General features: G+C 72.2%; 12 protein-coding genes. 8 read left to right on the top strand and 4 right to left on the bottom strand.

Features of this window, described 5'->3' with window-relative positions; genetic code table 11:
* The first annotated feature begins 29 nt into the window (after positions 1 to 29).
* The gene (locus tag IAG44_RS23360; protein ID WP_187749020.1) at positions 30 to 698 is read left to right on the top strand and encodes a pyridoxine/pyridoxamine 5'-phosphate oxidase; all 669 of its coding nucleotides are present in this window, start codon (positions 30 to 32) and stop codon (positions 696 to 698) included.
* 29 nt (positions 699 to 727) lie between these two features.
* On the opposite strand, the gene IAG44_RS23355 is transcribed toward IAG44_RS23360, so the two are convergent.
* Both IAG44_RS23355 and IAG44_RS23350 read right to left on the bottom strand, forming a co-directional pair.
* Positions 728 to 2,215: a flavin monoamine oxidase family protein gene (locus IAG44_RS23355; RefSeq protein ID WP_187749019.1), complete on the bottom strand. Its 1,488-nt coding sequence runs from the start codon at positions 2,213 to 2,215 to the stop codon at positions 728 to 730.
* Positions 2,216 to 2,376: 161 nt separating this feature from the next.
* Positions 2,377 to 3,573 carry a flavin-containing monooxygenase gene (locus IAG44_RS23350; RefSeq protein WP_187749018.1) on the bottom strand — a complete coding sequence of 399 codons (1,197 nt, stop codon included), beginning with the start codon at positions 3,571 to 3,573 and terminating at the stop codon, positions 2,377 to 2,379.
* A gap of 246 nt (positions 3,574 to 3,819) precedes the next feature.
* Between IAG44_RS23350 and IAG44_RS23345 the strand changes: the two genes are divergently transcribed.
* The 6 genes from IAG44_RS23345 (at position 3,820) to IAG44_RS23320 (ending at position 9,803) form a co-directional block, all read left to right on the top strand.
* A complete protein-coding gene (locus tag IAG44_RS23345; RefSeq protein ID WP_187749017.1) occupies positions 3,820 to 4,266 on the top strand; it encodes a DoxX family membrane protein in 447 nt (148 codons plus the stop codon).
* Positions 4,267 to 4,269: 3 nt separating this feature from the next.
* Positions 4,270 to 4,680 carry a Zn-ribbon domain-containing OB-fold protein gene (locus IAG44_RS23340; RefSeq protein ID WP_187749016.1) on the top strand — a complete coding sequence of 137 codons (411 nt, stop codon included), beginning with the start codon at positions 4,270 to 4,272 and terminating at the stop codon, positions 4,678 to 4,680.
* A 157-nt stretch (positions 4,681 to 4,837) separates the two neighbouring features.
* Positions 4,838 to 5,461, top strand: a complete 624-nt coding sequence (locus IAG44_RS23335; RefSeq protein WP_187749015.1) for a GNAT family N-acetyltransferase — start codon at positions 4,838 to 4,840, stop codon at positions 5,459 to 5,461.
* Complete coding sequence (locus IAG44_RS23330) at positions 5,458 to 6,330, top strand: GNAT family N-acetyltransferase (protein WP_187749014.1); 873 nt, start codon at positions 5,458 to 5,460, stop codon at positions 6,328 to 6,330. The genes IAG44_RS23335 and IAG44_RS23330 overlap by 4 nt, the downstream gene beginning before the upstream one ends.
* Positions 6,331 to 6,501: 171 nt before the next feature.
* Complete coding sequence (locus IAG44_RS23325; RefSeq protein WP_187749013.1) at positions 6,502 to 8,727, top strand: acetate--CoA ligase family protein; 2,226 nt, start codon at positions 6,502 to 6,504, stop codon at positions 8,725 to 8,727.
* Positions 8,728 to 9,053: 326 nt separating this feature from the next.
* The gene (locus IAG44_RS23320) at positions 9,054 to 9,803 is read left to right on the top strand and encodes an enoyl-CoA hydratase/isomerase family protein (protein WP_187752833.1); all 750 of its coding nucleotides are present in this window, start codon (positions 9,054 to 9,056) and stop codon (positions 9,801 to 9,803) included.
* Positions 9,804 to 9,828: 25 nt separating this feature from the next.
* Here the strand turns inward: IAG44_RS23320 and IAG44_RS23315 are convergent, their stop codons facing one another.
* A complete protein-coding gene (locus IAG44_RS23315; protein ID WP_187749012.1) occupies positions 9,829 to 10,017 on the bottom strand; it encodes a hypothetical protein in 189 nt (62 codons plus the stop codon).
* An 83-nt stretch (positions 10,018 to 10,100) separates the two neighbouring features.
* On the opposite strand from IAG44_RS23315, the gene IAG44_RS23310 reads away from it, so the two are divergent.
* Entirely contained in the window at positions 10,101 to 10,703 is a 603-nt protein-coding gene (locus tag IAG44_RS23310; protein WP_187752832.1) for a flavin reductase family protein, read from the top strand.
* 64 nt (positions 10,704 to 10,767) lie between these two features.
* Here the strand turns inward: IAG44_RS23310 and IAG44_RS23305 are convergent, their stop codons facing one another.
* On the bottom strand, positions 10,768 to 12,012 hold the full coding sequence (locus tag IAG44_RS23305; protein ID WP_187752831.1) for an MFS transporter: 1,245 nt from the start codon (positions 12,010 to 12,012) through the stop codon (positions 10,768 to 10,770).
* Positions 12,013 to 12,169: the final 157 nt, after the last annotated feature.

Genomic DNA, 12,169 nt, shown 5'->3' with positions numbered 1-12,169 from the left:
TCGTACGGGGTCCGTTCGATAATCGGCCCATGACCAGCGACCTTCCCCGTCTCCTGCGCACCCTCCGGGTCTGGGCGCCCGAGGCCACCAGCCTCCCGCCGTTCGACCCCGACGCCGCCCCGGACACCCCCCTGCCCCTGTTCGAGCGCTGGTTCACCGAGGCCGTGGCGGCGGGCGAGCGCGAGCCGCACACCGTGTCGCTCGCGACGGCCGACGAGGACGGCGCCCCGGACGTGCGGATCGTCATGCTGCACGGCGCCGACGAGGACCACGGCTGGTCGTTCGCCTCGCACTCGACCAGCCGGAAGGGGCGGCAGCTGGCGGTGCGGCCCCAGGCGGCCCTCGCCTTCTACTGGCCGTCGCTCGGCCGCCAGGTCCGTGTCCGGGGCCGGGTGACGACGGCCCCGGACACGGAGTCCCAGGCGGATCTGCACGCCCGCTCGACGGGCGCGCTGGCCGCCGCGCTCACCGGAAGGCAGAGCCAAGTCCTTTCGTCCGTGGGCGAGTTGGCCGCCGCCTCCGAGGAGGCGTGGGAGCGGGCGGTACGCGATCCGGACGCCCCCGCCCCGACCTGGACGCTGTACCGGCTCACGCCGGACGCCGTGGAGTTCTTCCAGGGCGACGAGCGGCGCAGGCATGTCCGGCTGGAGTACCGGCGGGCGCGGGGGAGTTGGGAGAAAGCACTGCTGTGGCCGTGAGTTGACACGGCCCGGTGACTGACGGCCCGTCAGAGTGCCGCGAGGACTTCCCTCGCCACCCGCTCGCCCGACCGCACGGCGCCGTCCATGAACCCCATCCAGTACACGGACGTCTCCGTCCCGGCCCAGTGAATTCCGCCGACCGGGGCACGCAACGACCGTCCGTACTGGGTGAGTACGCCGGGCGCGGCGATGGAGACGGGGCCGCCGCGCGTGTACTGCTCGTTGTTCCAGCGGTGCAGGGCGAAGGAGGTCGGCGCGGCGGCCTTGGGGCCGAAGTAGGTGGTGAGGTCCTTGAGGACCGCCGCCCGCACCTCCGCCTCGCTCGCCGCGTCCAACTGCCGTGCCTTGTCAGCCTCGATGAAGCCCATGAGGGCGCCGAAGGAGGCGTCCGGCGGGGAGTTGTCGAACGTCGAGCTGATCACGCCGCTGTCGCTGACGACCTGCCCGTTGAGACCGTCGGCCCGCCAGAAGGGCGTGTCGTAGACGGCGATCGCCTTGGCGACGGACGCCATCGGCAGGCGCTGCGTGAGCTGGTCACGGGAGGCGGGCATCAGGGGGTCGTAGGAGATGCGCGCGGCGAGCGGCGGGGGCACGGCGACGACGACGCGGGACGCGGTGACCGTCGCGCCGTCCGCCGAAACGACGTACCTGGCACCGGACTTGGTGATCGAGCGGACCGGCGCGTTCAGCACGACGCGGTCGCCGAGCGTCGCGGCGAGCTTGACCGGCACGAGCTGTGAGCCGCCGACGAACCTCAACTCCTGGGCGCCGCCCGCCGTTTCGGTCAGCCGCTCCAGCGTGCCGGGGTGGTCGGCGTCGCCCGCTCCGGCGATGTAGTACAGGACGAACAGCAGGGAGAGTTCCCGCGGTTCGGCCGAGAAGATCGACGTACAGGCCACGTCCAGAAGGAACTTGGCGGACGGGACGACGGCGTTGGCGCGCAGCCAGGTCTCGAAGGTCTGGCGGTCCCATTCGTCGGCCTTGGGCGCGGTCCAGGGCGCGTCTATGGGGACCTGCTTGGCCATGTCGTTCAACGAGGCTTGCACGATGGCCGCGTTGGCGAGTCCGGCGACGTCGACGGGCGGCACGGAGCCGAGCGGGCCGCCGGTGGCGTAGGGGGTCCTCTTGCCGTCCTTGTAGAGGAGGTTGTCGCCGGTGTTGTAGGTCGCGAAGGTCTCGACGCCGAGGGAGTCGGCGAGCGCCTTCATGCGGGTCTGCGTCGGGCCGATGAACTCGCCGCCGCCTTCGGTGACTTGACCGTTGGCGAGCCGGAGGTTGAGCACCCGGCCGCCGACGCGGTCGCGGGCCTCCAGGACGACGACGGACTTACCGGCCGCCACCAGGTCGCGGGCCGCCGTCAGCCCGGCGAGCCCGGCGCCGACGATCGCGACGTCCACGTCACGCTTGGCGGTCGCCGCCGACGCGGAGGCCGGGCCGGCCGCCGTCGCGGCCAGGGTGAGGGCGCCCGCGCCCCCGATCAACGTGCGGCGGGAGAACTGTCTTTCACTTGCCACGTACGGCCTCCGGGGACGGCGCAGAAAACCTGAACACTGCTCATGTTCTGCCCGCACATTGTGGTGACCGGAGGGGACGGCCGACAGAGTTCGCACACCGCAACGGCCGCCACATCCGACACATGCACAACACCCGTACTACTGCGATGAGTTGAGGTCTTCTACGCTCGCCTGTCCTTGGCGATCCGTTTGGCGATCCGTTCCGCGTCCAGCCCCACCTCGCGGAACGTGCCGCTGATCGGCGTGACGAACCCGGTGAAGTACAGCCCGGCCGCGCCCTTCGGCGACCGCGCCCCGTTCACGACCGGCCGCCCGTCCGCGTCCAGCACGCCGAGGTGGCCCACGAGCCCTTCCAACGCCCGGGAGTAGCCGGTCGCGGCGACGACGGCGTCGACGCGCACCCGCTGTCCGCCGGCCAGCAGCACCTCGCCGTCCTCGAACCCCTCGACGGCGCCCACGACTTCGACCTTGCCCTTGCGGATCGCGCTGATCAGCCCGACGTCCTGCACCGGGATCGCGCCCGCCTTGGCCCGGCTGTAGAGCCCGGTGTCGGGCCGGGGCAGCCCGTGTGCCGAGAGGTCGGGGATGCTCAACTTGGCCATGGGGCGGGCGAGTCGGTCCACGACGGCGGCGGGCAGGCGGCGTACGAGGATCCCCGTGTACTGCGCCGCCCAGCCGGCCGTCGAGCGCCGCACGATGTGCGGGACCGTCCGCACGGCCAGCAGCACCCGGGCCGCGCCGTTCTCCACCAGGTCCACGGCGATCTCGGCGCCCGTGTTGCCGACGCCGACGACGAGGACGTCCTTGCCCTTGTACCGGGCGCCGTTGCGGTACTCGACGGCGTGCGTCAGGGGCCCGGTGTACGACTCACGTCCTGTCCATCCCGGGAGGTAGGGGGTGTGGTTGTAGCCGGTCGCGACGATCACCGCCGAACCGGTCAGCTCCCGTCCACCCGTAGCTCTCAGGAGCCAGCCGGTGCCATCGGGGGTGCGCTCGACGATGGAGACCTCGACGCCGGTGACGATGTCCAGCTCGTGGTGCTCGGCGTACTTCTCCAGGTACCGGACCACGTCCGCGCGGGCCACCCAGCGGCCGAACCTGCGCGGCATCGGCAGCCCCGGCAGCGCGGAGAGCCGACGGGTCGTGTGCAGATGCAGACGGTCGTAGTGGCGCCGCCAGGAGTCCCCCAGCCGGTCGGCCTTCTCCAGCACGACCGCCCGGATCCCCTTCGCCTTCAGCGCGTACGCCGCCGCGAGGCCGCCCGGTCCGCCGCCGATGATGTAGACGGGACGGTCGGCCGGGGTGGGGGCCGTGTGCCGGGACTGTATCGGCGCTGTGGATTCGCTGGGCTGTGCCATAGTCGCGAGCGTAATCACGCGCCGGGTTGATGGGTATCGGTCAAGACCGGAATTGGTTGCGGATTGATCACGGATGTAAAGAGAAGTGCAACGGATGTGCGGGCGGCGACCGGTGCGGCGCGGCAGGGGCCCCGGCCACCTCTTGCCAAACCCCGAGCCCACCCCTAGAACTGACGTACCGTCAGATTCGCGCGACCCTGTCCGCCCCGACGCGGCCCCGTTCGCCCCGACCCCGCAGGGAGCCCCATGGACACGATCTGGCTCGACGGCGCCGAGTGGCTGGCGGTGCTGCGGATCGGGCTCGGGCTGTGGTGGCTGGAGAGCTGGCGGCACAAGGACAAGAAGACCTGGTTCCAGGGCGGCGGCATCACCTGGGCGGCGGGCATCGCCGAGAAACACCGCTGGACGGCCGTCCGCAGCGGCTTCGCGGCGGCCGTCACGCCCCGGCCCCGCCTCATGGCGTACGTCGTCGCCTACGCCGAACTCGCCCTCGGGCTCGGGCTGATCCTCGGGTTCCTCACCCCGGTCGCCCTGGTCGGCGGGCTGCTGCTGAACGCCCTGTACTTCGTGCTCATGATCCACGACTGGGCCGAGCAGGGGCAGAACTCGATGATGGGGCTGATCTCGGTGGTGGGACTGTTCGGGATGTCATGGCAGAGCTGGTCGGTGGACAGCGCGCTCGGGTGGTTCTGAGCCGTGGCCGGGAGCCCCGTACCCCCGAGGTACGACATACCTGAGACCGACGCCTTCACCCGCCCCTACTGGGAGGCCGCCGCACAAGGGCGGCTGCTGATCCGGCGCTGTACGACCTGCGCCCGCCCCCACCACTACCCCCGCGAGTTCTGCCCCCACTGCTGGAGCGAGGACGTCGTCTGGGAGGAGGCGAGCGGGCGGGCGAGCCTCTACACGTGGTCGGCGGTCCACCGCAACGACCTCCCGCCGTTCCGGGACCGCACCCCCTACATCGCGGCGGTGGTGGACCTGGTGGAGGGCCCCCGGATGATGACGGAGATCGTGGGGTGTACGGCCTCGGAGCTACGCCCCGGCATGGAGCTGGCGGTCGCCTTCCGGGAGGGCGTGCCGGTGTTCGGGCCGGGCCGGGCCTAGGGGATCGCCCGTACCGCTTCGGTGGTACTGCTCCGGGGATACCGCTCCTGGGGTACCCCTCCAGAAGTACCCCGCGAGAGGTGGCGCCGGAGGCGTAGATCGAGAGGCGTAGATCAAATGGGGTGCCTCTCCGGAGGGACGCGGTTTCAATGACCGCATGCCCCGAGCCGACGACTCCCCGCACGCGGACCCCGTGCCCGCAGGCCCCGTACCCCTCCTGTACGGCCACGGTCTCGCCCTGTGCCCCTGGGACCCCGCCTCCGAGGCCGACGTGGACGCCTGGCTGCGCGGCCAGTCCGACGACGAGTTCCGCCGCTGGAACACCCCGCTGATGCCGGTCACGGACCTCGACACGGCCCGCGCTCACCTGCGGTCGAAGGTCGAGGGCGCCGAGCAGGGCACGAGCGTGCCGTTCCGCGTCACCGACGCCGGGACGGGCGAGACGCTGGGGCAGATCGGGCTCAACGCCGTCAACCGCGTCATGCGGACCGCGCGTGTCGGCTACTGGGTGCTGCCCGAGGCGCGGGGCCGGGGCGTCGCCACCCGCGCCCTCGCCGTCGCGGCCCGCTGGTCGCTCACCGAATTCGGCCTGCACCGCCTGGAGTTGGACCACGCGGACGGCCATGACGTCTCCTGCCGGGTCGCCGTCCGCTGCGGTTTCCGCCTTGAGGGCACCCTGCGCGACGCCACCTTCGCCGCCGGCCGCCACGACGCGTTCCGCCACATGCACCTGCACGCCCGCCTCGCCACCGACCCCGAACCGAACTGGGAGCACATATGACCGACGAACACTGGCACTTGACCGACGACCTGACCGAATTCCTCACCACGGCGGGCCCGTTCCTGCGCTCCCGCCCGGCCCAGCACACGGTCCCGCTCACCGTGACCGAGAACCTGCGCACCCAGGGCACCGGGCTGTACGGCGACGGGCAGCCCCTCTTCGGCACCCTGACCGACGCGGACGGCCAGGTGGTGGCCGCCCTCTTCCACACCCCGCCCTTCCCTCTGAACGTCACCCGGCTCACCCCGCGCCGGACCGAGTCCCTGGTCGAAGCCCTCCTGACCCACCGTCACCCGCTGGCCGGGATCACCTCCGAGGCGGACACGGCGGAGGCGTTCGTGGCGGCCTGGCGGCGCGAGACGAACGCCACCGCGACCGTGTCCCGCCGCGAACGCCTCTACCGACTGGAGGAGTTGACGACACCCAGCCCGGCCCCGCCCGGCCGCCCCCGCACCGCGTCCCCGGCGGACCACGCACAACTGCGCGTCTGGAACGACGACTTCGCGAAGGACGTCGGCGTCCCGCACTCCATCGCCGACTCCCTCCTGACCGCCCGCATCGCCGCCGGCTCCTTCACGCTCTGGGAGACCCCGGACGGCACCCCGGTCTCGATGGTGAGCGCCACCGACCCGATCGCGAACCAGATCCGCATCGTCACCGTCTACACGCCGCCCGAGCACCGCGCCAAGGGCTACGCGGGCGCCGCCACCGCCGAGGCGAGCCGCCGGGCCCGGGAGACCGGCGTCCAAGAGGTGTTGCTCTTCACGGACTTGGCGAACCCGACGAGCAACGCCCTGTACCAGCGCATCGGTTACCGGCCGGTCGCGGACTTCACGGTGTACGGCTTCGAGGGTGGGCCGTCCGACTGACCGCCCCGCCCGGACGCTCGCCAAGCTTTCACCGCACCTCCATTCCTGACGCACCATCAGTTCTGTAATCTGACAGAGCGTCAGTTAAGTCGGACCTTGTCCGTGCACTCGGGGCACTCGGTGTACTCGGAACTCGACGGGCTCGGTCTCACACAGGAGACGGGCGGACCGATGCTTGGATCAACCCACGGCACCCTCACCACCGACTCCCGCCGGGCCCGGGTCATCGCGTGCGGCGAGCAGCCCGGCCCCGCCGTGCACGGCCGTCCGGCCGATGTGGACGGCATGGACGTCAGCGGGCGCCCGCTGTACGCGGACGTGCCCGATCTGGAGCGCTTCTTCCGGCCCGAGTCGGTCGCCGTCGTCGGCGCGTCCGACGCCGAGGGGCGGCCGAACACCGGGATCACCAGGCAGTTGCTGGCCTGGTCGAAGCGGGTGGGGGCCCGGCTGCACCCGGTGCACCCCACCCGTCCCGCCGTGTTCGGCATCCCGTGCGTCCCGACGGTCGCCGAACTGCCCGAACAGGTCGATCTGGCCGTCCTGTTGGTGTCCGACCCGCTGCCGGTGATCGAGCAACTGGCCGAGACGAAGGTGAAGTTCGCGGTCGCCTTCGCGTCCGGATTCGCCGAGACCGGCGAGGAGGGCGCCGCCGCGCAGGCGAGGCTGACGGCGGCCGTCGAGCGCGCGGGCCTCAGGCTGCTCGGCCCGAACACCAACCTGAACGCCTTCGAGGAGTTCCGCGACGACCTCGACGGACCGGCGATCGCCCTGATCACCCAGTCCGGTCACCAGGGCCGACCGGTGTTCTCCCTCCAGGAGTTGGGCGTCCGGCTCTCCCACTGGGCGCCCACCGGCAACGAGGCCGACCTCGAAACCGCCGACTTCATCTCGTACTTCGCCGAGCGGCCCGAGACCGGCGCGATCGCCTGCTACGTCGAGGGCCTGAAGGACGGCCGCGCGTTCCTGCTCGCCGCCGACCGCGCCGCCCGCCGCAAGGTGCCCGTCGTCGCGGTGAAGGTCGGCCGCACCGAGACCGGCGCCCGCACGGCCGCCTCCCACACCGGCAAACTCACGGGCGCGGACGATGTAGTTGACGCCGCGATGCGCCAGTACGGCGTGATCCGCGTCGACGCGCTCGACGAACTCCAGGACACGGCAACCCTGTTGGCCCGCGCGAAGCCGCCCGTCGCGGACGGCGTCGCCGTGTACGCGATCTCGGGCGGGACCGGCGCCCACGTCGCCGACCTCGCGACGACGGCCGGGCTGCGGCTGCCGTCCCTGTCCGCCGCGAAACAGGCCGAACTCCACCAGTGGATACCGGAGTTCCTGAGCGTCGCGAACCCCGTCGACAACGGCGGACACCCGGTCGGCGACCACCGGGGACGCAAGATCGTCGACGCGATCCTCGCCGATCCGTCCGTCGGCGTGCTGATCTGCCCGATCACCGGGCCGTTCCCGCCGCTCAGTGACCGGCTCGTCGAAGACCTGGTGGCGGCGGCCGAGGAGACGGACAAGCTGGTGTGCGTGGTGTGGGGGTCGCCGGTCGGCACCGAACAGGCGTACCGGGACGTCCTGTTGGGGTCGCGGCGGGTCGCGACGTTCCGTACGGTCCCCAACTGCCTCACGGCTGTGAAGGCTTACCTCGACCACCATCGCTTCACCCGCGACTACCGCTCCCCCTTCGACCAGGCCCCCCGCACCCCCTCGCCCTCCTTCCGCAAGGCCCGCGAACTGATGCGGCCCGGCCAGCAGTTGAGCGAGCACGCGGCCAAGCAGTTGCTTCGCGCGTACGGGATCCGGGTGCCGCGCGAGCAGTTGGTGACCAGCGCGGCGGGGGCCGTACGGGCGGCCGGCCTCGTCGGCTACCCGGTCGTGATGAAGGCGTCCGGCGCGGACATCGCGCACAAGACGGAGCTGGGCCTGGTGAGGATCGGCCTCACCTCGGCCAGCCAAGTCCGCGACGCCTACCGCGAGTTGACCGACATCGCCCGGTACGAGGACGTGTCCCTCGACGGCGTCCTCGTCTGCCAGATGGTCGAGCGGGGCGTCGAGATGGTGGTCGGCATCAGCCATGACGCGCTGTTCGGGCCGACGGTGACCGTCGGGCTCGGCGGGGTCCTCGTCGAGGTCCTGCACGACACCGCCGTACGCGTGCCGCCCTTCGGCGAGACGCAGGCGCGGGACATGCTGGAGGATCTGCGGGGGCGGGCGCTGCTGGGCGGGGTCCGGGGTCGTCCACCGGCCGACCTGGACGCGCTGGTCGAGGTGATCCTGCGGGTCCAGCGCATGTCGCTCGAACTCGTCGACGACCTCGCGGAGTTGGACATCAACCCACTGTTCGTGCTGCCCCGGGGGCAGGGTGCGGTGGCGTTGGACGCGCTGGCGGTGTGCCGGTGAGGGGGGAGCCGCCGAACGGGCCTGTGGGGGGCGGGATTTGGGGCGGGGAGTTGCGGGCGGGGGGTGACGGGACCGGCAACCCGCCTGAGTCCGGCGCCACCGGGCCCGACACCACCAAGTCCGACCCGGCGACGCCCGACACCGCCGAGCCCGCCCCGGCGATCCCCCTCAGCACCACCGAGTCCGGCACAGCCGACCCCGGCCCGGCGACGCCCGGCACCGCCAAGTCCGGCCCGCCCGAGCCCGATCCCGCTGCCCCCGACCCCGCCCAGACCAACCCCACCCCCGTCCCTCCTCCCCTCCTCCACTCCACCGACGACCACGGCATCACCCGCATCACCCTCAACCGCCCCGACTCCCTCAACGCCCTCACCCCCGCCCAACGGGACGACATCATCGGCCTGTTGGAGGCGGCCTCGGCCGACCCCGACGTCCGCGTCGTCGTACTGACCGGCACCGGGCGCGGCTTCTGCGCGGGAGCGGACCTGCGGGGCGGGACGTCGAAGGAGGTTCTTCCCGGCGACGTGGCCCGCACGCTCCGGCGGGGCGCGCAGCGGCTGATCGCCGCCGTGCTGGACTGCGAGAAGCCGGTGATCGCGGCGGTGAACGGGACGGCGGCCGGGCTGGGCGCGCATCTCGCGTTCGCCTGCGATCTGGTGCTCGCCGCCGAATCGGCCCGTTTCATCGAGGTGTTCGTGCGGCGCGGGCTCGTGCCCGATGCCGGCGGCGCGTATCTGCTGCCCCGGCTGATCGGTGCGCACCGCGCCAAGGAGCTGATGTTCTTCGGCGACCCGCTCACGGCTCCGGAGGCCGAGCGCCTGGGTCTGGTCAACAGGGTCGTCCCGGACGGGGAGTTGGCGAAGACGGCGCAGGAGTGGGCCGCCCGGCTCGCGACCGCCCCGACCCGTTCCCTCGCCCTCACCAAGCAACTCCTCAACGCCTCCCTCGACTCCGACCGCGCCACCGCGTTCGCCGCCGAGGCCGCCGCGCAGGAGATCAACATGACGACGTCGGACGCGCGGGACGGGCTACGGGCGTTCGTGGAACGCCGGAGCCCGAAGTTCAGGGGACGTTGAACCTCAGACCCGCCTGGGAAGAGGCTCAGACGGGCCTGAGAATCCGCACGTCGCCCGGGTCGGGATCCCCGAACAGCACGAACAACTCGGGCGAGCCCGCCGTCCCCAGATACCCCCAGACGGTCGGTATCTGCCCGGACGCCGTCGCGGCGGCCACATGCGTATCGGCAGGCGTCCAGCTCAACCGGACCGCCCGCAAGGTTCCCCACCCCATGAGGGGGAGCGTAAGCGGGGCGCGCGAAGGAGCGTCCACCACCCCTTCCCACCTGACGCTCCGTCAGCTTCAATGGTCAGATGATGGGACACGCAGGCGCTGCGGCTGCCGCAGTCCGCTATCTGAAGGCCCTCCCGGGCGGCGGATCGCCCGGGACGACACCGGGCCCGCGCCCGGAGCTGCGGTGCGTGCAGGACGGCGAGCGCGCGCCGGTGGATCAGGCCGTCTTCCGACGAGTGCTCGGGAACTTCGCGAGCGGGGTGACCGTTGTCACGGCACCGGCCCTCACGGAAGGAGCACCACCCGCCGGGTTCGCCTGCCAGTCCTTCTCGTCCCTGTCCCTCGACCCGCCCCTGGTCGTCTTCATGGTCGCCCGGACGTCCACGACCTGGCCCCGCATCGCCCGCGCGGGCGTCTTCTGCGTCAACGTCCTCGCCGCCGACCAGTCCGCCCTCTGCCGCGCCTTCGCCCGCCCCGGCCCCGACAAGTTCACCGGCGTCCCCCACACCCCCGCCCCCACCACCGGCTCCCCCCGCCTCGCCGGCACCCTCGCCTGGATCGACTGCACCATCCACGCCGTCCACACGGGCGGCGACCACCTCATCGTCGTCGGCCGGGTGGAGTCCCTGGACACCCCGGACGAGAACCGCGCCCCCCTGCTGTTCCACCGGGGGCAGTTCCTCTGAGGGCCGCGGCTTCACCCGGGGCGAGTCCTCCGAGGTCCGCCCCGGGGGCACGCCGGCCACGGCATCACGCCGTCGCCACCCCCGGCACCCTCACCCCCCGCCGGATCACCAGCGCCATCAACGCCGCCGCCGCGCACAGCGCACCCGACGCGTACCAGACGACGTCGTAGGAGCCGAAGGTGTCGCGGGCGACGCCGCCGAGGAAGGCGACGAGGGCCGCGCCGAGCTGGTGGGAGGCGAGGACCCAGCCGAAGACGATGGCGGAGTCGTCGCCGTAGTGCTCGCGGCACAGGGCGAGCGTGGGCGGGACGGTGGCGACCCAGTCGAGGCCGTAGAAGACGATGAAGAAGATCATCGGCGGGTGGACGGACGGCGCGAGCAGGATCGGCAGGAACAGGAGCGAGAGGCCGCGCAGGGCGTAGTAGACGGCGAGCAGGCGGCGCGCCTCGAAGCGGTCGGTGAACCAGCCGGAGGCGATCGTGCCGACGATGTCGAAGACGCCGATCACCGCGAGGAGCGAGGCGGCGGCGGGCACGGGCATGCCGTGGTCGTGCGCGGCGGGCACGAAGTGGGTCTGGATCAGGCCGTTCGTCGAGGCGCCGCAGATCGCGAAAGTGCCCGCGAGCAGCCAGAACGGCCCGGTGCGCGCCGCCTTGAACAGCACGGTCACCGCCCGCCGCGCGGCCCCCGTGACGGGCGGCGGCTTGGCGACGAACTCCCGCGCGCCGTACGGCTTGAGGCCGACGTCGGCCGGATGGTCGCGCAGGAGCAGCCAGACGAAGGGGACGACGACCAGGGCGGCGAGGGCGACGGTCACCGCGGCGGGGCGCCACTCGTAGCGCGTCACCATCCAGGACAGCGCCGGCAGGAAGATCAGCTGCCCGGACGCGGACGCGGCCGTGAGGATGCCGCTGACCAGGCCGCGGCGCTCGGTGAACCAGCGGTCGGTGACGGTCGCCGCGAACGCCAGCGCCATCGAGCCCGAGCCGAGGCCCACCAACAGGCCCCAGTACAGCATCAGTTGCCACGCCGCCGTCATCCACACGGTCAGCCCGGAGCCGATCGCGATCACCGTCAGCGCGACGGCGACGACCCGGCGGATGCCGAAGCGGTCCATCAGCGCCGCCGCGAACGGCGCCGTCAGCCCGTACAGCGCGAGATTGACGGAGACGGCCGCCCCGACCGTCCCGCGCGACCAGCCGAACTCCTCGTGGAGCGGGTCGAACAGCAGGCCCGGCAGGGAGCGGAACGCCGCCGCGCCGATGATCGTGACGAAGGTGACGGCGGCCACGAACCACGCGCGGTGCACACGCCGTCTCCCGTGCGGCGTCTGCTCCTGCCCGGCGGTCGCGGTGCTCGCGGCGGTCGCGGTGCTCGCGTCTTCTCCGGCTGCCGCGGTCTGGGTTGTCTGGTTCACGCCACACAGTTTCGATCATCGGTCTCCCCCGCTACGACTGGCCCGAAGG

This window comes from Streptomyces roseirectus, assembly GCF_014489635.1.
Classification (GTDB): Bacteria; Actinomycetota; Actinomycetes; order Streptomycetales; family Streptomycetaceae; genus Streptomyces; species Streptomyces roseirectus.
The sequence above is the reverse complement of the archived record's forward strand: the minus strand, read 5'-3'. Positions and strand labels throughout refer to the sequence as shown.

Coding starts and splice junctions, on each gene's coding strand:
- IAG44_RS23330 (WP_187749014.1), top strand. CDS start 5,458: ATGACCGACGAACACTGGCACTTGACCGACGACCTGACCGAATTCCTC.
- IAG44_RS23325 (WP_187749013.1), top strand. CDS start 6,502: ATGCTTGGATCAACCCACGGCACCCTCACCACCGACTCCCGCCGGGCC.
- IAG44_RS23360 (WP_187749020.1), top strand. CDS start 30: ATGACCAGCGACCTTCCCCGTCTCCTGCGCACCCTCCGGGTCTGGGCG.
- IAG44_RS23350 (WP_187749018.1), bottom strand. CDS start 3,573: ATGGCACAGCCCAGCGAATCCACAGCGCCGATACAGTCCCGGCACACG.
- IAG44_RS23345 (WP_187749017.1), top strand. CDS start 3,820: ATGGACACGATCTGGCTCGACGGCGCCGAGTGGCTGGCGGTGCTGCGG.
- IAG44_RS23310 (WP_187752832.1), top strand. CDS start 10,101: ATGGGACACGCAGGCGCTGCGGCTGCCGCAGTCCGCTATCTGAAGGCC.
- IAG44_RS23315 (WP_187749012.1), bottom strand. CDS start 10,017: ATGGGGTGGGGAACCTTGCGGGCGGTCCGGTTGAGCTGGACGCCTGCC.
- IAG44_RS23335 (WP_187749015.1), top strand. CDS start 4,838: ATGCCCCGAGCCGACGACTCCCCGCACGCGGACCCCGTGCCCGCAGGC.